Source organism: Bacillus sp. MMSF_3328 (assembly GCF_030733525.1).
GTDB classification, from domain to species: Bacteria; Bacillota; Bacilli; order Bacillales; family Cytobacillaceae; genus Bacillus_AB; species Bacillus_AB infantis.
In genome coordinates, this window is the sequence record NZ_JASHIV010000003.1 from 75,755 (window position 1) to 94,724 (window position 18,970).

The window sequence follows — 18,970 nt, forward strand, 5'->3', positions numbered from 1 at the left end:
CATTCTGTTATCTGCCCCAGCGCATAGCAATGGCGCCCCATGTAAGTCCGCCCCCGAAACCGACCATGACAAGGAGATCTCCGTCCTTGATTTTTCCGGCTTCCAGTTCATCGACTATCGAGATCGGAATGGAGGCTGCTGATGTATTTCCATACTTATGGACAGTTTTGGACATTTTCTCTTCCGGCAGCTCAAGGCGCTGGCGTGCAGCTTCCATGATTCTTATGTTCGCCTGGTGAGGGATAAGGAAATCCACATCTTCCTTGGACAGCCCCGCTTTTTCCAGGACATTCAGGCTGCTTTCCCCCATTTGCCTGACGGCGAATTTGAAAACTTCCCGGCCGTTCATGTAAATGTGGTCATTCTCATTCTGATACAAGTGCTTTCCGCCAGTGCCGTCCGCCCCAAGCTCAAAGGACAGGATTCCCTTATCATCCGATACCGGTCCTATCACTGCAGCGCCTGCCCCGTCGCCGAAAAGAACCGCTGTGTTCCGGTCTTCCCAGTTGGTTATCTTTGACAGCTTTTCCACGCCTATGACAAGGATATGTTTATACGCACCGGTTTCAATGAACTGCTTTGCAGTTATCATACCATACATAAAACCTGCACACGCAGCACTGATATCCATAGCAGCAGCCTTGACAGCGCCAAGCCTCTCCTGCAGCATACATGCAACAGTCGGGAACGGCTGGTCCGGAGTTACTGTTGCCACCAGAATCATATCAAGGCTTTCTGCAGAGACCCCTGAATTTTTAAGGGCGGCAACCGCAGCATTATAGGCTAAGTCGGAAGTATCCATATCGTCACCCGCTATCCGCCTCTGTTCTATCCCTGTCCTTGTTCTGATCCACTCATCGTTTGTATCAACCATTTTTTCCAAATCAAAATTTGTCAGTATCTTTTCCGGAACGAACTTTCCGATTCCAAGTATGCCTGCATTCATGGAAACCCACTCCTTCTCACAATTTAAAAGCCAGCCGGCGAATCAGCCGTATTTATACTCATATTATTATCAATTATTATGACTTGGTACTAATTTTAGCAAAAATAATAAAGAAGAAGCAACCTTTTTACTCGAAAATTTCTCTTGCGCCACGGCTTCTGCCCTATCACAGGAAATCCCGCGGCATACGTTATTATAAAGATATTCAGGGGAAGGGGAATGCACGATGGACACGGACAGCAGGGAAGAAAAGCAGCATTCGGAGCTGGACGGATTCTCCAGGTTCATGTTCGGCCCGAGGCAAAGGGTACAGGATGATATGGCAAATGAGGCTTCAGAGAGCAAAGGCCCATCAGTGAGACCAATGGGGGATTGGATACTAGGCGGCCCGGAGCGCAAGCCGGCAAACGGACGGGAAGATGCGCGGGAGCCTGGCCAGATTGAAAAGATTCTCGATAGTGTAGACCTTGGACAGCTGATGGACAATATTGATACTCTGATGACTTCAGCCGGACAGCTGAAGCCGCTTTTTAAAAAGGTGACACCTCTATTCCAGCAGCTCCTGAAAAAAGGATAAGAAGAGTTTTCCATTAATTTGAATAAAAAACAAGCTGCCTGATTATGGGCAGCTTGTTTTATGTATTGATATCCGTTTTATTCCCCGCTTTGGGCATCCTGCCTGCCTAGCTCGTATGCCTCATTCATAACTTTTGTGAAAAGTGTCATAAATGGCTGGATCATCTCGAGCGACAGCTCAATACCTGCCTTTTCCAGCTCCTGCTGGGCTTCAGGCATATATTTCATGGCTATTTGCATAAACTCCATCGTTTTATCATTGGATTGCATAAGGACATTCCCTCCTTTTCCTCAACTTTGGCCAGGCAATTTGCCTGTCTCTTTATACCTTTCAATAGATGAGTTTAGCTCATCCCGATAATTTGGGTCAACATCCGGGCTGTATTTTCCAAGCGAAATCACACCATCATCAAAATCAAATGACAGATTCCCCGATTTAAGCTCCCCATTATTCATCCTTTCAGCCACCAGCTCATAAAGTGCATCTACATGCTGGATCGTACTCGTAAGGACGGTCGATTCCCCGAGGTCTGACTGGTCGGATATATAGCCGATCGCATACAGACCCAGTTCTTTTACTTTTTCGATCACAGGCACATTAAAGCCGTCGCCGGCAGGGTAAATCACATCAGAATGATTCCTGGCCATGACATCCAGAAGCTCCAGGGCCCTCTGTTCATTATCCCATTCTCCGACATAGCGTATCTCCACCTCTGTATCTTCATTCTGGTAGATGGCTCCCTCATAAAAACCCTCGACCTCAGGCTGCCATTCAAAGGCTGCCATCACTCCAACTTTATTGGTTTCTGACATTTCTGCCGCAAGCATCCCTGCAAAATAACCCATAGCATACCCTTCAAAATTCAAGCTGGTGGTGTTCTCATTATTGGCATCGCCATTAAAGCTGACAAAATGGATGTCAGGGTATTCATCCGAAATTTCATTGAAATATAAGGCGTACTCGTTTCCGTGGCCAAAAATAAGGTTTACCCCCTTCTGGGCGTACTCCCTTACAGCACGCTCAACAACGGGAAGAGAGTTCATTCCTTCTTTATAGAATACATCCACATCGAATTTGGACTGGATTTTCAGCATCCCTTTATAGCCTTTCGTGCCCCAGACCTGGTCATTGATCGTATCGGGCACCAGCAGCCCTGCTTTCTTCAGCTCTCCGCGGGGAGAAGCTTGTCCGCATGACGACAGCACCAGAAGGAGCAGCAGAATCGGGCTTATGAATTTCACAAAACGGAGCATGTATATCTGACCGCCTTTCCAAGTGCACTGATAAAGGCTCTCTAAATGGTGCCGCTGGCCATTAGAACAGGCCAGCAAAAAGGCAGTAGTGCAGCTTCAGTATTTAAGGACGGCACCGGCTGTTCCGGCACCGGATGAAAGAGTCATAAGACCCATAATTTCCTCGTCTTTTTTCATTTTACCCTTAATTCAGCGGAATGAAAATATTTTTCCTCCATTAGAAAACTTTGGGGCTGCCCGGCCCGCTTAGCCGGCTGGAAGAATCCGCGCTTCTTTTCACATATTCCTGCTGCTTATCCAGCACAATATGATAAGGTATTTGTTCTTTGATGATTTTCCTGTCTGCTTCAGGAGCAATTGCGGGACTGCAATCGGCGGGCTCCTTCATGCCAAGATGCTTGGCACATTTTCCCCAGCGGCCTTTTTCCCCGCTCCATAACAAAAGAGACCCGGTTTCTTCTGTTGCGGCTGCTTCAATAATTCCTTCAGCGGCTTCCGCTGCATGTATTGCATCCCCTTTATGTTCAAGCATGGTGTTATCCTTATTTTCCAGCCCCTCGATTGCCCTCTGAAAAGCAAAAGCAGAAGGCTGCCATAGCCCGAACAGGGTAGGAAGATATATTTTCAGGGCTCCAGAATGGCAGTTTCCCTCGTTCCCGGCTTCATAATACTGGACGGGCATCAGGATAACAGGCTTGGAGCGTGTTTCTTCTATTGATGCCTCTAAATGTCCAAACATCCCTTCCCATAAGGAAAGCTCCGTTTCTTCCCTGAAATAAAAGTCATAAAGCGAAAGGAAGATGAGATGAGGTTCCTCAATGGAGCCATTTGCCTTCCAGTCTGCTTCGCTGAACACAGTAAAATTGGCATTGCGTCCAACCAGCAATTCTTTATCTGCTGTATACCTGTCATCCCCCCTGGAGCCTGGAACAATCCCTGTCACTTCAAGCCCGCGGTCCAGCAGCTTCATTGCCAAATGGAAACCCAAAAATTCGTATGCGCCTACAACAATTGCCCGATTCATTGCACTTCCTCCCTGATACACCTACTTTTAGTATCCTATGCCGGGGAACTGGAAATATTTCTCCTTGGCTTGTAATCTCAAAGGGGATTGGCGCTGCTGCCAGACTGAAATCGAAGTTAAAAAATTGCTTTCTCTTATCATGAAGGCTTTGTTAAACAAGGTACACTCACACAGCATCATGTAAAAAAAAGCCTATTGGATAATAGGCTCCTATAAAATCTTCTCATATGATTTTAAAAATTTGGCCATCTGGCTGCCAAGCTGCTGCTTTTTATCTGGGAGCATATAGCAGATTGATATGGGCGCCTTCTCATCCTTCCACTTGACAGAAAGTTCATTCAGCAGGCTTGACTGTTTATATGCCCTGCCTCCTGACAGTACATGGATGATTTTCACCGGGATCGGCGTGCGGTCCATTATTTCCTCTGCCGGCATGCTTCGTTCTGCCAGAGCCCGGGGCGAGTCAGACTCATGTGATATGGCAAGCTCCTTAAGAAGCTTTTTATAAAAGAATTTATGTTCCTTTTCCTGCTCCAGATGGTCCTTGAGTGAAAGGACAGGGTTCAGGAGGATGACAGAGCGGATCTTCCCTTCCATTTCCTTCATGAGCTTCAAAGCAGCCAGCGCTCCCATTCCTTCTGCGATAATGTGGATTTTTTCATTGATGATTTCTGTCCTCAGGACATGCTCATATAAATTCCTCGCCATTTCTACCGCTTTATCGCTGCCCCAATTCCTCCCGTACAGATTGGAATAGAACACTGTATATCCTGCTCTTCTCAGCAGGCGGAGAACCGCTGCCTTTCCTTCATTCTGCGTCCAGAAGCTGCTCTTTTCGTCAACGAAATGCCTCTCATCCCCAATGATCATGATACCGAAACCTTTTGGCCGCTCAGGATAGTGGATCATATTCCATTCGGTATCAAGTTTGAAGTTTCGGTGTTCCATTATAAAAACTCCTTTTACATATGTGATCATAATTAATGTATGAAAAGCATGGATAAATGCAAGGGAATATGCCTACCATCAGTGAAAAAGAGGAAACAGCCCCCGGCCCACGGGTGGTCATGGCTAAAAGGCGTTTATTATTTTTTCAGGTTGTGGTAATATGATATAAGATTACATAATGAGGTGAAAACAGTGAAATACTTTTGGACTCTTTTCTGGACTTTCCTGCTTGTAGAAATGCTGACATATGTAGTCAGTTCCATGATTGGCTCAACATTTGATTTTGTAACCGGTGCCATCCTCGCTGCAGGTGCCACTATCCTTATTCTTGTTCTGTCCGCCATTATCCCTGAGGAATCTGCAGGCAAACAAGGCTTGCATTAATCAGCCGCCAAAACCAGGTCATCCTGCATGAAGCAGGATGACTTTTTTTGGCTGCGGTCCTTCAGGACTTCCTTAAAGCATTAAGTCTGATGCCCCCATCTTCAATTCCTATTTCGACAGAGCTGTTATCCCGGATCCTTCCGGAAATGATTTCCTTTGCAAGCCTGGTTTCGATATTCCTTTGGATGAATCGTTTAAGCGGGCGCGCCCCATACACCGGATCAAATCCATTTTGTGCAATATATTCTTTTGCTTCATCCTTTATACTTATTTTAATGTGCTGGTCTTCAAGCCTCCTCTGAAGGTCCAGCATCAGCTTGCCGACAATCCCTTTAATGTCTCCCAGCGACAGGGGCTTGAACAGGATCATTTCATCGACTCTGTTAAGAAATTCAGGACGGAACCGGCTTCGCAATTCGGTCATGACCCTATCCCTTGTCTCCTCCGGGATTTCTTCGCCTGCCTGTTCGAGCAGATAAGCAGAGCCGATATTGGAAGTCATAATAATGACTGTATTCTTGAAATCAACCGTCCGGCCCTGAGAGTCCGTTACCCGTCCATCATCCAGCATCTGCAGGAGAACATTGAAAACTTCAGGGTGGGCCTTTTCAATTTCATCAAGAAGAATGACTGAGTACGGCTTTCTCCTTACTGCTTCTGTAAGCTGTCCGCCTTCCTCATATCCTACATACCCGGGAGGTGCGCCGATTAGTCTTGAAACCGCATGTTTTTCCATATATTCGGACATATCGATCCGGATCAGCTGTTCTTCATTGTCAAAAAGGGAGTGAGCGAGTGCCTTGGCCAGCTCAGTCTTTCCTACTCCGGTTGGCCCCAGAAAGATAAAAGAGCCGATCGGCCGGTTCGGGTCCTGGATGCCGGCTCTTGCCCGGAGAACGGCATCAGCTACAAGGCTGACCGCTTCCTCCTGGCCGATGACGCGCTGATGGAGAGTATCCTCAAGCTTGAGGAGCTTTTCCCTTTCACCCTCTACAAGCTTTGTGACAGGGATTCCGGTCCATCTCGCCACAATGCCGGCAATTTCATCTTCTGTTACCTCTTCGCGGAGGAGACGCTCTCCCTGCCTTTCCCCTTCCTCGGATTCCAGCTTCTTCAGCTCTTTCTCGAGAGCAGGGATAGATCCGTGCCGCAATTCCGCCGCTTTGTTGAGATCATAATTATTCTCAGCCTCCTGAAGATCCAGGCGGTATTTCTCCAATTGCTCTCTTTTTTCCTGAACCTTTTGGATAGCTTCTTTTTCAAGCTCCCATTTCGTTTTCATGGAGTATGCCTTTTCTTTCAGTCCTGCCAGTTCTTTCTGGAGGGCTTCAAGGCGTTCGCGGCTGCTGTCATCACTTTCTTTTTCGAGAGCCGCTTCTTCTATTTCAAGCTGCATGACGCGGCGTGACACTTCGTCAAGCTCAGCAGGCATAGAATCGATTTCTGTCCGGATCATGGCGCATGCCTCATCAACAAGGTCAATCGCTTTGTCCGGCAGGAAGCGGTCTGTAATATATCTGTCAGAAAGAGCTGCTGCAGCGACCAGGGCACGGTCATGTATGTTGACGCCATGGTGGATTTCAAATCTCTCCTTAAGCCCCCGCAGGATGGAGATGGAATCCTCTACATCCGGTTCGCTTACCAGCACCTGCTGGAACCTGCGCTCAAGCGCCGGATCTTTTTCAATATATTTTCTATGCTCGTTAAGTGTAGTGGCACCAATGCAGTGCAGTTCTCCTCGTGCAAGCATCGGCTTCAGCATATTCCCTGCATCCATTGCCCCTTCGGTCTTCCCCGCCCCTACAATCGTGTGGAGTTCATCAATGAAGAGGAGAATCCTGCCCTCACTTTTTTTCACTTCATTCAATACCGCTTTCAGCCTTTCTTCAAACTCGCCCCTGAATTTGGCCCCTGCAACAAGGGAACTCATATCGAGTGAGAATATCGTTTTATCCTTCAGCCCCTCCGGCACATCCCTGCGCACAATCCGCTGGGCCAGACCTTCTACAATGGCTGTTTTGCCAACGCCCGGCTCGCCGATAAGAACGGGATTATTTTTCGTCTTCCTGGAAAGGATGCGGATAACATTCCTGATTTCACTGTCTCTGCCGATTACAGGATCCACTTTTCCTGCCTTTACTTCCGCAACAAGATCTCTGCCATATTTCTTCAACGCTTCATAAGAAGCTTCCGGGTTTTGCGAGGTCACTTTTTGATTCCCCCTGATAGCCATAATGGCCGTATTTAATTCTTCAAAGCCAGCACCAATACCGGCCAGGAGCTTGCCAGCCTGGGTTTTTCCGCGCACAGCAGCAAGCATCAGATGCTCTGCTGAAAGATAAAGATCTTCAAGCTCCTGCATCATTTTCTCCGCCTCAGCGAGAAGCCTCTGCAGGGCGGCAGTTATATACAGTTTACCTTGTTCTGCTCCTCCGCCTGATACCTGGGGTTTTCTTGCCAGGCTATCCTCAAGACCGCTGCTGAAGCTTTTAGCAGAAGCCCCGGCTCTCTCAAGGATCGTGCTGACAAGGCTGTCTTCCTGTTCCATGAGGCTCAGGAACAGATGGGCTTCGTCTACTTCCTGATGCTGCATGATCGCTGCCTTTGACTGGGCATTCAAGAACCCCTGCTGCATCCTTTTCGTCATTTTGTTAAGATCCATTAAAAAACCTCCTTTGACCTTTATTGACCTTTATTTATATTATAGACTTTTGTACATGTATGTAAAGAATTTAGATGCCCTCTTATCTATTGCCTTTTCACTCTCGTTAAAAACAAGCTTTTACAGGTTATGCACCAGCAAAGCATACGGCCGGGCAGTTTTGGGAACATATGAAAAAAAACGAGGGGAATGATCCCCCCGCTTCTTAAGGCTTTCGCTGGTATGTCCAGATCCGGTTATGATTGGAAGCTTCCGGAAATGTGTCTCCCGCTTTCATTTTCAGCTGCTTCGGGTTATTGACATTGCTCCCGGTTTCACCGATTTCGATATAGATCCCGTTATTGGGAGCCTTCTGGCCCGGACGGAATTGGCGGTTCTGCCCCATCGTGCAACTCCTCCTTATAGTCAAAATCATTATTATTATATCCATCCACAACCGTGTTAAAGGAAGAAACAATTCCCACGCCCTGATATCGCTTTACACGTCCGGCTGGTTATAGTTAAATGAATAAGGATAAAAAAGAAAATTGGAGGATAAACAATTGGATTTTTTCACTTTAGTCAAGTATCTGCTTTTAGGATTATTCCAGGGATTCACTGAGCCTATCCCCATCTCCTCCAGCGGACATTTGGAAATTGCCGAGCACTTTATGGATTTAAAAATAGAAGGCATGAGCTTTGCCCTGCTTGTTAACGCTGCTTCTTTGATTGCGGTTCTCATTATATACAGGGAAGATATCATCAGGCTTGCCAAAAACGGCCTTGTGTACATAACAACAAAGGATAAAAGGGCAGAAGCTGATTTTCGCTTTATCATTTATCTGATCATCGGCACCATTCCTGCCGGCGTAATCGGCATCCTGTTTGAGGATTACATCGATGAGCATCTCGCCAATATTAAAACCGTGGGAATCACCCTGGTAGTAACTGGTCTTGCTTTGTGGCTGATCCGCAATATGAAAGGAAGGAAGAATGATGCAGGGCTCACGGTCAAGGATGCCGTCATTGTCGGCCTTGCTCAGGCAGTTGCACTCATTCCCGGCATCAGCCGGTCCGGGGCGACCATCGTAGCTTCCATGGGCCTTGGCATGAAGCAGGAAACTGCGCTTAGATTTTCTTTCTTGCTGTATATTCCAGTCAGTGCCGGAGGAATGATCCTTGGCCTTAAGGACCTGCTCGGCGACCCAAACTTAGGATCACTGGCCCTCCCCTACGCCATTGCCTTCATCGCTTCTTTGGTGGCATCCTATTTTTCACTGAAGTGGTTCATGAATATCATGGCTAAAGGGAACCTTATTTATTTTGCCATCTACTGCTTCATTGTTGGGCCAATCGTCTATTTTCTATCATAAGTCAAACTGACTGCCCTAAAAAATGATACCTTTGCCACAAAAAAACCCAGAGTCCGCGGTCTCTGGGTTTTAAGTATTTATAAGAGCTCTGAGAGCAGCGCCTTCTGGGCGTGGAGACGGTTCCCCGCCTGCTGGAATACAGCAGAATGGCTGCCATCGATTATATCTGCAGCAACTTCCTCACCTCTGTGCGCCGGGAGACAATGGAGGAAGGTATAATCTTGTTTTGCAGCTGCTGCAAGCTGGGCATTTACCTGGTAAGACTTGAATATCTCAAGACGCTCGGCATTTTCCTGTTCCTGGCCCATGCTGGTCCAAACATCAGTATAAAGGATGTCAGCACCTGCAGCTGCTTCAATGGCACTATTCACTACTTCAATTTCCGCGCCGGTTTCTTTGCCAAACTGCTTTGCCAGCGCCAGCACCTTTTCCTGGGGTTCATATCCTGGCGGTGCTGCAATTGTCAGATTCATGCCTACCTTGGCTGCTGCAATCATCAGGGAGTGGGCTACATTATTCCCATCACCTGCATAAACAAGCTCTAACCCTTCAAGCCTTCCTTTCACTTCATAGATGGTCAGCAAGTCGGCCAGCGCCTGGCAGGGATGGTAAAGATCCGTCAGCCCGTTGATAACCGGAATATCTGCATGCAGTGCAAGCTCCTCAACCATCCCATGGGAAAAGGTCCTGATCATAATCGCATCAACATACTGGGAAAGAACTTTTGCTGTATCTGCAACGGTTTCCCCTCGCCCAATCTGCAGATCATTGCTGTTCAGATAAAGGGCACTCCCTCCGAGCTGGATCATACCAGCCTCAAAAGACACCCTCGTTCTTGTTGATGGCTTTTCAAAAATCATTCCCAATATCTTTCCATTCAAAGACTTGGAATCCTTGCCCAGCAGGGAGGCATTCTTCATCTTCCTGGCCTTCTGGACAAGACCCAGAATTGTATTTTTAGAGAAATCAGCCAGGGTCAAGAAATCCTTCCCCTGGATATCGAGGCTTTTATCAGCTGCTTGTGCGGTTATCATACATGTGTCACATCCTTAATGATTTGATTATGCCATTCCTGAAGAGGGCATACTTCCCATTCTTTGACCTGGAGAGATTCCAGGAAGGCATTGAGCGTTTCCGGCTGTGTAAAGACAGGGAGGCGGTTCTTGACAGCAAATTCTCTCAGCACAAAATCTTCCTGTGCTTCTCCCCTGCTGAAGACAGCAAGGATGTTTGCATCCATATCCCGGTCTCCACCTGCCGTCTGAAGAGTTATTCCTAAAAGGTCCAATGTCTCTTCAAGGCCTTCCATACGATCTGTTTCGCCTCTTCCCGTCATGATGACAGCTGCTGCTGCAGGCTTTATTTCTTTATGAAATGCTTTTTTCACAGCTTCATTCAATGAAGTGGCCAAAGCAATTCCTTCACCTGTCGACCTCATTTCCGGTGATGTTTTTGGATCAAGCCCTTTAAGGGCATAATTTGAAAATACCGGATATTTCACACAGACAAACGGCAGATTATCGTACACCGGCCCTTCTGATTCGGGCAGTTTATATTTCCCAAGCAATATTTTTGTCGCAATTTGTACAAGAGGGACATTTGCCACCTTGCTGACAACCGGCACAGTCCTGCTAGCCCTCGGGTTTACTTCAAGCAGGTATACTTCCTCTCCGTCAACAATATACTGGATGTTCATCAAACCTTTATAGTCCAGATCCTTAACAATTTTTTTCCCATACTCGAACATTTTTTTCTTAGCTGTCCCGGAAACGGACTGTGCCGGCAGTACGGAGAGGCTGTCCCCGGAATGGACCCCTGTTTTTTCGATATGTTCCATGATGACCGGGACAAGGATGTTGTCTCCATCAGCTGCAAGATCCAGCTCTGCTTCAGCAGCATGCAAAAATTGATCACAAAGCACAGGGTAGGTGATTTCCTGCTTTTCCAAGAAGCTCGACAGCTCGCTGCTGCTCCTGATTATGTGCATTCCTTTTCCGCCGATGACAAAAGAAGGCCTGATCAGGACTGGGTAGCCGATTCTTTCTGCTGCTTCTCTCAGCTCTGTGTCCCCTGCAGCAGTCTCTCCCTTGATCCTCGGAATCTCCAGCCTATCGAGGAGGCGGTAGAACAGGTCGCGGTCTTCGAGGTCATCAATGACTGCCGAACGCGTCCCAAGCAGGTTGAGCCCTGCCTTTTCCAGCTTATCGGCCAGGTTAAGCGCAGTCTGTCCCCCCAGCTGGACGATGACATCTTTAATGCCTTCTGAATCGGCAACATTAAGGACTGCCTCCGGTGTCAGCGGTTCAAAATAAAGGCGGTCGGCTGTTGCAAAGTCTGTGCTGACCGTTTCAGGGTTATTATTGATCATCACTGTTTCAATGCCTTCTGCCTTCAGGGCAAATACCCCGTGTACAGAGCAATAATCGAACTCGATTCCCTGCCCGATGCGGATAGGTCCGCTTCCGATGATCAGCACCTTCTTGTTTTCGCTTGGCAGCTGCTCGTTTTCCCCATAATAGCTTGAATAATAATAATTGGACTGTGCTTCAAATTCAGCTGCACAGGTATCCACCATTTTGTATGAAGGCAGTATTCCCAATTGCTTTCTCTTCTTCCTGACTGACAGAGCATCTTCCTTCCATATGGATGCAAGATACTCATCGCTGAATCCTTTTTCCTTGAACACCTGCATCTGTTCTTTACAAACCGTTTCAAGAGAACAGGATGCAATTTCCTTTTCAAGGCTGGCAAGGCCGGCAAAGCATTGAAGATAAAAGAGATCGATTTTTGTAAGCTCATGGATGGAATGGATATGATGCCCTCTGCGCAGGAGCTCCATTACGATAAAGAACCTTTCATCAGTCTGGCCCTTCATCCTGGTGATGAGGCTATCATCTGTCAAGCCGCCCAGCCCGTAGTTTTTCAAATCCAGATTGCCGCCTTCAAGCGACTGTACTGCTTTTAGCAGCGCCCTTTCGATATTGCGGTCAATCCCCATCACTTCCCCCGTTGCCTTCATTTGAGTGCCAAGCCTGCGGTCCGCTTCTGAGAACTTATCGAATGGCCATCTCGGGAATTTTACGACCACATAATCAAGGGCTGGTTCAAAGCTTGCATACGTATCGCCAGTAACCGGGTTGAGCAGCTCGGACAGGCTGTACCCGACAGCCAGTTTGGCAGCCATCCTTGCAATTGGGTATCCTGTCGCTTTTGAAGCAAGCGCAGACGATCTGCTGACCCTCGGGTTCACTTCTATCAAATAATATTTCTTGCTTTCGGGATCCAGGGCAAATTGAATATTGCATCCTCCGATGATTCCGAGTGCGGAGATGATCTTGATAGACGCAGAGCGCAGCATCTGATATTCTTCATCAGTCAGCGTCTGGGAAGGTGCGATAACAATCGAATCCCCGGTATGGACGCCTACTGGGTCGATGTTTTCCATATTGCAGATGGTGATGCATGTATTATCTTTGTCGCGCATCACTTCATACTCAATCTCTTTATAGCCTGCAATGCTTTTTTCCACAAGGCATTGGGAAATCGGGCTTTCGAGGAGCCCTCCCTCGACGAGAAGCATGAATTCTTCCATCGAATGTGCGATCCCGCCGCCTGAACCGCCGAGCGTATAGGCAGGGCGGACAATAATCGGGAAGCCAGAAGCTTCGGCAAACCGCTTTGCTTCCTTTGCTTCCCTGACAATTTCACTGTCCGGTACAGGTTCATCCAGTTCTTTCATCAGCTGACGGAATTCCTCCCTGTCCTCGCCCTTTTTTATGCTGGCAATCGGGCTGCCGAGCATTTTGACTTTATATTTTTCCAGCACTCCTGTTTCGCTCAGTGCCATTGCCAGATTCAGGCCTGTCTGGCCCCCCAGCGAAGCCAGCAGGCCATCCGGGCGTTCTTTCATGATAATTTTTTCAAGTGAATCAACGGTGAGCGGCTCAAAATAAATCGTGTCCGCATAACTGTGGTCTGTCATGATTGTCGCAGGGTTATTATTGACGAGTATGACTTTATAGCCTTCCTCTTTCAGTGCCATGCAGGCCTGTGTCCCTGCATAGTCAAACTCTGCGGCCTGGCCGATGACAATCGGGCCAGATCCTATTACTAGTATTGAAGTGATCGTCTGGTCTTTAGGCATAAGCTGTAACTCTCCCATGTGCTGCATTGATTATTTCAATAAACTCATCAAATATATATTCTGCATCCTGCGGCCCGGGATGGGCTTCCGGATGGAATTGGACTGTACTGAGCGGAAGTGATTGATGAACAAGACCTTCAACTGACCGGTCATGGAGATTATGAAATCTTGTCTTCAAGCCGGTTCCCTTCAGGCTTTTCTCATCCACAACATAACTATGGTTCTGGGATGACATCATGACTCTTCCTGTGCGGGAATCCGCTATTGGATGGTTGGCCCCCCTATGGCCAAATGCCAGCTTCTTAGTGTCTGCACCAAGTGCCAAAGCTGCAAGCTGATGGCCCAGGCAGATTCCCAGGACTGGAAAGCTGAATATCAGCTTCTTGATTTCAGGCAGCATATCTTTCAGCTGCTTTGGATCACCAGGTCCATTTGAAAGCAGGATTGCATCCGGCTGCAGACCATTGATTTCCTCAAAGCTGGTGTTAAAAGGCACGGTTGTGATGCGGCATCCGCGTTTAAGCAGTGATTCAGCAATCGATTTCTTATTTCCATAATCGATCAGGACGATATGGATGCTTCCGGCACCGGCAGGAGTATGCACGGTTTGCGAGACAGCTCTTACTTTTAAGGAGCTTTTTTCATGTGAACAGCAGGTTTTTTCTTTTTGAAGCGACATAACAGCCGGCATTGTGCCTGCATTTCTGATTTTTTTTACGACTGCTCTTGTATCGATATGTCCCAGGAGCGGTATTCCCCATTTCTTCAAATACGCTTTAAGGCTGTATTTAGACTGGTAATGATGCGCACCTTCCGGGGTTCCATAGATAATGACCCCTGCAGCATGCGGCTTTCTGCTCTCAAAATCTGTTTCATTTACTCCGTAGTTTCCTATTTGCGGATAGGTGAACACAATAATCTGGTCTTTGTAGGACGGGTCCGTCAAAACCTCCTGATAGCCGGTCATGCCGGTGAAAAAGACAATTTCCCCCTCTGTATGCTCCGGCGGGGACTCAGAAATCCACTCACCTTCATATGTTTCTCCGCTGTTTAAATGTAAGTAGCCCTTCATTGTGCAAACACCTCTGCTAACGCATAAATATTATTTTTTATTAATTTTTATACATAACCTTTCAAAATAAAACAGCTTTTTCAGCTGTATGATATATTTCTTGCTTCTCTTATGAATGGACTGATGCAGTAGTCCGCAGTGTATCTGCAATAATGCCTGCAGCTTGCTCTATCTGTTCCAATGTGCATGTTAAAGGAGGAAGAAGCCTGATGACATGTGTTCCAGCCGGTAGGGCGATCAGACCTTTTTCTCTCAGCATCTGAAGAACAGGCTGAGCTTCATCCAAGAGTTCGATCCCTGCCATCATTCCGAGGATGCGGATATCCTTCACTCCCGGAATATCTGAGAGCGTCTCCTGCAAAACATTCTTGAAGCTGCCGCTCAGTTCTTTGAGGCTTGACTTGAATCCTTCATCCATGACGGCCTCCAGAGTCGCCGAAGCTGCAGCTATCGCTATCGGGTTCCCGCCGAAAGTAGATCCGTGGCTCCCCGGGCCAAATGCCTCTGCCAGATGTTCTTTTCCAAGCATAGCGCCTATCGGCAATCCGCTGCCCAGTCCTTTTGCCGATGTTATCATATCCGGCTGAATATCAAAGTGCATATACGCAAATGGCTTAGCCGTCCTGCCAATCCCTGTCTGGATCTCATCGATGATCAGGAGGATGCCCTTTTCTTTGCAAAATGCAGCAAGCTCCCTTACAAACGCTTTATCTGCAATATGGATGCCGCCCTCTCCCTGCACCATTTCGAGCATGACTGCCGCTGTTTCTTCATCTGCTGATTTTTTCACTGCATCTATATCATTGAAAGGAACATACACAAATGTTTCAAGCATCGGCCCATAGCCGTGTTTGATCTTCTCCTGGCCAGTAGCTGACATGGCCGCAAATGTCCTGCCATGGAAGGAGTTGAGAAAGGTAATGATTTTCGTTTTCCCGGTTGCCTTCCGGGCCAGTTTGATGGCCGCTTCATTTGCCTCGGCCCCGCTGTTGGCAAAATACGCCCTGTCCATCCCGGCATATTCACATAAAAGTGAGGCTGCTTTCTCCTGGCCTGATTGTTCAAAAAGATTGGAAACATGCCAGAAGTTTCCCAGCTGTTCCTTGACAGCTGCTTCTACCGCCAGTGGACGATGCCCAAGATTGCAGACGCCGATACCTGACGTGAAATCGAGATATTCTTTTCCGGCCTTGTCGATGATGGTGCATCCGCTTGCTTCTGCTGGTTCGATATCCCAGCGCTGGTATACAGGAAAAAGATTGCTCATGCCATTGTCCTCTCTTTGCAATTAATTTGTGTTCCGCCCCATGCACCGCCTGTATAAAACGGCTTTACTCCTGAAATGATCCGGACGCTTTTCACTCCCTGCCGGATAGCAGCCAGGGCCGATTCCACCTTCGGGATCATCCCGCCTGAGATGGTTCCATCCTGTATATATGCTGAAGCCTTTTCATCATCCAGCCTATCTATTAAAGCCCCTTCTGCCTTGATGCCTTCTACATCAGTCACAAACAGGCATTGCTCTGCATTCAGGGCCAGAGCCACGGCAGCCGCTGCGTAATCTGCATTGACATTGAGCTTCTGGCCTTCCTTTGTTTTAGCTAATGGTGTGAGAACTGGAAGATACCCGTTTTGCAGGAGAAGCTGCAGCACTTCAGCCGAAACATGATCAATCCTGCCGACAAAGCCCAGGTTTTCCTTATCAACATATTCTGCTTGGAGGATACCGTCCGGACCATTCATTCCAAGAGCATTGAACCCATTCTGCTGAAGCAGATCGGCCAATTTCCTGTTGGATTGGCCGGCAAGGACCATTTCAGCTGTTTCAAGGGTTCTTTCATCCGTTTTTCTCAGCCCCTGTACAAATTGGGACTCTATTCCTTTAAGCCTCAGCATATCATTGATCTCAGGACCGCCTCCATGAACAAAGATCATCTGATAACCCTGGATATTCAGATTCTTAAGGCTGTCAAAAAAATCGCTTGTCAGCTTTTCTAAGATACTGCCTCCGCATTTAATGACAATTAGACTCATTCGTGCCCCCTTAAGTGCGATAGCTCGCATTGATTTTGACGTAGTCATAGGATAAATCACAGCCCCATGCTTTTCCCCGGCCTTTTCCATTATGCAGGTCGACCGAAATCTTTATATTTTCCTTCTGGAGATAGGCATTTGCCTCTTCTTCCGAAAATGCTTGCGGTTCACTGTTTTTCAGCATGCATATCGGACCAATCCAGATATCCACATTTTCAGGATCCAGGCTGATATTGCTCTGTCCGAGGGCGCCGATGATTCTGCCCCAGTTTGCATCTGCTCCATATACAGCAGTCTTAACAAGATTAGATCCTACGATCTGCTTTGCTGCTGCGGCCCCCTCCTGATCGGAAACAGCACCGGCAACTTCTGCCTCAATCAGCTTCGTCGCCCCTTCACCGTCCTTTGCGATCTGCTTTGCCAGATTCTCACAGCAGGACCCGAGGAGGCCAAGGAATACATCCCATTCAGGGTGCTCCGGAGACAGAGGCTGATTCCCGGCAAGTCCGTTGGCCATAACCAGGACCATATCATTTGTAGAGGTATCACCATCAACCGTAATCTGGTTGAAGGTACTGTTTGTGACTTCCTTTAATGCTTTCTGCAGGACTGATTGAGAGATGCAGGCATCGGTTGTAACAAAACCAAGCATTGTAGCCATATTAGGATGAATCATGCCTGAGCCTTTGGCTGCTCCGCCCATCCGGATCGGAACACCGTCAATGTCTGCTTCATAAGCACAGCTTTTCATGACTGTATCGGTCGTTAATATGGCAGTCTGGAAGTCTTCTGCACTTTCTGCTCCATTTTTTGGCTCAAGCGCCGCTATTCCCGCCTGGATTTTCTCCATTTGCAAATACTCGCCTATCACACCAGTGGAAGCAACCGCTACCGAACATTCCTCAAGGCCGAATTTCCCGGCTGCCAGCTTCCTCATCTCAAGCGCATCTTTATATCCCTGCTGCCCTGTACAGGCATTTGCACAGGCACTGTTCACGATCACCGCCTGCAGCACTCCTCCGGCGGCCAGGCTTTCCTGGGTTACCTTCAAAGGGGCTGCCTGGAAAAGGCTTGTTGTATAAACAGCCGCACTGTTTGCCGGGGCTGTGCTGATAATGGCACCAACATCCTTTTTACTGTACCTTAGCCCTGCGTGTACACCTGCAGATTTATACCCCTTTGGGCTGATAATGCTGCCATCCGGAATCTCCCTCACAGCACTTTCTTGTGACAATGCTTGCATGATTTGCCTCCTAAGAATTTTCTTTTAAAAAATACTATGCATTTGGCACCAGTAATTGAACAGTCCATAATGCTATAATCGACCAGTTCTTAACGGACGTTTGCCATCATGGAAATACTGGTATGAATTCAAGCCCCGCATTTTCCGGAAATCCGAACATCAGATTGGCATTCTGGACAGCCTGGCCGGCAGCCCCTTTCATCAGGTTATCAATGACTGCTACTATGGTAAGCCTTCCTGTCCGCTTATCTGCGCTAAGTCCGATATCACAATAATTGCTGCCTGTGACCTCCTTGGTGGCAGGGTAATTTCCCTGCTGCCTTACCCTTATAAATGGCGCAGCTTCATAAGCTTCCCGGTATGCGCTTGCTGCTTTTTCTGCTGTAATGCCTTCCTCCAGTTCACCATACATGGTTGCCATGATTCCACGTACGGCAGGAATCAAGTGTGTGCTGAAAGTGATTGGGGAAGTATCTTTATTCCACAGCTTGAGCTGCTGTTCAATTTCAGGTGTATGCTGATGCTCATTCACTTTGTAGATCTTGAAGTTTTCGCTCATTTCCGCAAACATGGTCCCTTTTGAAGGAGAACGGCCGGCACCCGATATCCCTGATTTTGCATCGATGATAATTCCCTGCGGCTTTATAAGCCCCCCTAAGAGTGCTGGAGCAAGGCCCAGCAAAGCTGCTGTTGGATAGCATCCGGGATTGGCTATGATATCCGCCCCCTCGATCTTTTCTCTATTCCACTCGCTCAGACCGTATACAGATTCTTCAATCACCGAAACGTCCGGTGGATCTTTCTTGTACCAGGATTTATACTGATCCCCCGGCAGCCTTAAATCCCCGGACAGATCGATGACTTTAATATCCTTTCCTGCAAACTGGCCGGCAAGCTGGCCAGATGCACCTGAAGGAGCTGCCAGAAAGACCACGTCAGATTGCTCTGAAATCTTCTCTATATCAATTCCCTCTAAAGTTTGCCTGTTTATCTCAAGCAGATGCGGATATTCATTGGAAACAGGTGCTTCCCCCCTGGTAGAGTGTATGGATTGAATCCGGAAATAAGGATGGTGCTGTAAAATGCGGAGAAGCTCTGCCCCGCCGTATCCTGTTGTACCGATAATGGATGCCTTCATGGGCTCCCTCCCTCACCTTTGTATATTTAATCAAATATATTTATAAATATGTATAATGTTTCTCTTATTATAGAAATTTAGCAAAACAAAATCAACCATAAATATGTTAATTTTTAATTAAATATTCAAAATCATGAATGAAAATTCATATCGTGCCTGATTCAAATAAAAAAAAGCCGCCCCGAAGGGTGGC

General features: G+C 47.5%; 17 protein-coding genes. 3 read left to right on the plus strand and 14 right to left on the minus strand.

The window, feature by feature from the left end:
• Positions 1-7: 7 nt before the first annotated feature.
• A complete protein-coding gene (locus RBB45_RS06605; protein ID WP_009794084.1) occupies positions 8-946 on the minus strand; it encodes a beta-ketoacyl-ACP synthase III in 939 nt (312 codons plus the stop codon).
• A 226-nt stretch (positions 947-1,172) separates the two neighbouring features.
• Here RBB45_RS06605 and RBB45_RS06610 point away from each other — a divergent pair, with 226 nt between their 5' ends.
• A complete protein-coding gene (locus tag RBB45_RS06610; protein WP_224950029.1) occupies positions 1,173-1,523 on the plus strand; it encodes a hypothetical protein in 351 nt (116 codons plus the stop codon).
• 77 nt (positions 1,524-1,600) lie between these two features.
• Here the strand turns inward: RBB45_RS06610 and RBB45_RS06615 are convergent, their stop codons facing one another.
• The 4 genes from RBB45_RS06615 to RBB45_RS06630 all read right to left on the minus strand — a co-directional run bounded on the left by RBB45_RS06615 (position 1,601) and on the right by RBB45_RS06630 (position 4,748).
• Complete coding sequence (locus RBB45_RS06615) at positions 1,601-1,792, minus strand: ComZ family protein (protein WP_009794082.1); 192 nt, start codon at positions 1,790-1,792, stop codon at positions 1,601-1,603.
• Between the two features lie 21 nt (positions 1,793-1,813).
• Positions 1,814-2,776 (minus strand): BMP family ABC transporter substrate-binding protein, encoded by a 963-nt coding sequence (locus tag RBB45_RS06620; RefSeq protein ID WP_009794081.1) that lies wholly within the window; start codon positions 2,774-2,776, stop codon positions 1,814-1,816.
• A gap of 217 nt (positions 2,777-2,993) precedes the next feature.
• Complete coding sequence (locus tag RBB45_RS06625; protein WP_009794079.1) at positions 2,994-3,800, minus strand: Rossmann-fold NAD(P)-binding domain-containing protein; 807 nt, start codon at positions 3,798-3,800, stop codon at positions 2,994-2,996.
• A 210-nt stretch (positions 3,801-4,010) separates the two neighbouring features.
• Complete coding sequence (locus RBB45_RS06630; protein WP_306009293.1) at positions 4,011-4,748, minus strand: lipase family protein; 738 nt, start codon at positions 4,746-4,748, stop codon at positions 4,011-4,013.
• Positions 4,749-4,940: 192 nt separating this feature from the next.
• Between RBB45_RS06630 and RBB45_RS06635 the strand changes: the two genes are divergently transcribed.
• On the plus strand, positions 4,941-5,132 hold the full coding sequence (locus RBB45_RS06635) for a YjzD family protein (RefSeq protein WP_022543604.1): 192 nt from the start codon (positions 4,941-4,943) through the stop codon (positions 5,130-5,132).
• Between the two features lie 61 nt (positions 5,133-5,193).
• On the opposite strand, the gene clpB is transcribed toward RBB45_RS06635, so the two are convergent.
• A complete protein-coding gene (clpB, locus tag RBB45_RS06640) occupies positions 5,194-7,794 on the minus strand; it encodes an ATP-dependent chaperone ClpB (protein ID WP_306009294.1) in 2,601 nt (866 codons plus the stop codon).
• Positions 7,795-7,999: 205 nt separating this feature from the next.
• Positions 8,000-8,179 carry a YjzC family protein gene (locus tag RBB45_RS06645; RefSeq protein ID WP_009794074.1) on the minus strand — a complete coding sequence of 60 codons (180 nt, stop codon included), beginning with the start codon at positions 8,177-8,179 and terminating at the stop codon, positions 8,000-8,002.
• Between the two features lie 157 nt (positions 8,180-8,336).
• Here RBB45_RS06645 and RBB45_RS06650 point away from each other — a divergent pair, with 157 nt between their 5' ends.
• Positions 8,337-9,146, plus strand: coding sequence for an undecaprenyl-diphosphate phosphatase (locus RBB45_RS06650; RefSeq protein WP_022543603.1), 810 nt, complete (start codon positions 8,337-8,339; stop codon positions 9,144-9,146).
• Positions 9,147-9,223: 77 nt separating this feature from the next.
• Here RBB45_RS06650 and argF read toward each other — a convergent pair whose 3' ends face one another.
• The 7 genes from argF to argC form a co-directional block, all read right to left on the minus strand.
• Complete coding sequence (gene argF / locus RBB45_RS06655; RefSeq protein ID WP_306009295.1) at positions 9,224-10,180, minus strand: ornithine carbamoyltransferase; 957 nt, start codon at positions 10,178-10,180, stop codon at positions 9,224-9,226.
• Positions 10,177-13,290, minus strand: a complete 3,114-nt coding sequence (locus RBB45_RS06660) for a carbamoyl-phosphate synthase (glutamine-hydrolyzing) large subunit (RefSeq protein WP_306009296.1) — start codon at positions 13,288-13,290, stop codon at positions 10,177-10,179. The genes argF and RBB45_RS06660 overlap by 4 nt, the downstream gene beginning before the upstream one ends.
• Entirely contained in the window at positions 13,283-14,362 is a 1,080-nt protein-coding gene (locus RBB45_RS06665; protein WP_009794070.1) for a carbamoyl phosphate synthase small subunit, read from the minus strand. Before RBB45_RS06665 ends, RBB45_RS06660 begins: the two co-directional genes overlap by 8 nt.
• 109 nt (positions 14,363-14,471) lie before the next feature.
• Entirely contained in the window at positions 14,472-15,629 is a 1,158-nt protein-coding gene (locus tag RBB45_RS06670) for an acetylornithine transaminase (protein ID WP_224950024.1), read from the minus strand.
• Positions 15,626-16,396 carry an acetylglutamate kinase gene (gene argB / locus RBB45_RS06675; protein WP_094768251.1) on the minus strand — a complete coding sequence of 257 codons (771 nt, stop codon included), beginning with the start codon at positions 16,394-16,396 and terminating at the stop codon, positions 15,626-15,628. Before argB ends, RBB45_RS06670 begins: the two co-directional genes overlap by 4 nt.
• Positions 16,397-16,406: 10 nt before the next feature.
• The gene (gene argJ, locus RBB45_RS06680) at positions 16,407-17,639 is read right to left on the minus strand and encodes a bifunctional ornithine acetyltransferase/N-acetylglutamate synthase (RefSeq protein ID WP_306009297.1); all 1,233 of its coding nucleotides are present in this window, start codon (positions 17,637-17,639) and stop codon (positions 16,407-16,409) included.
• 106 nt (positions 17,640-17,745) lie between these two features.
• A complete protein-coding gene (gene argC / locus RBB45_RS06685; protein WP_224950022.1) occupies positions 17,746-18,777 on the minus strand; it encodes an N-acetyl-gamma-glutamyl-phosphate reductase in 1,032 nt (343 codons plus the stop codon).
• Between the last annotated feature and the right edge of the window lie 193 nt (positions 18,778-18,970).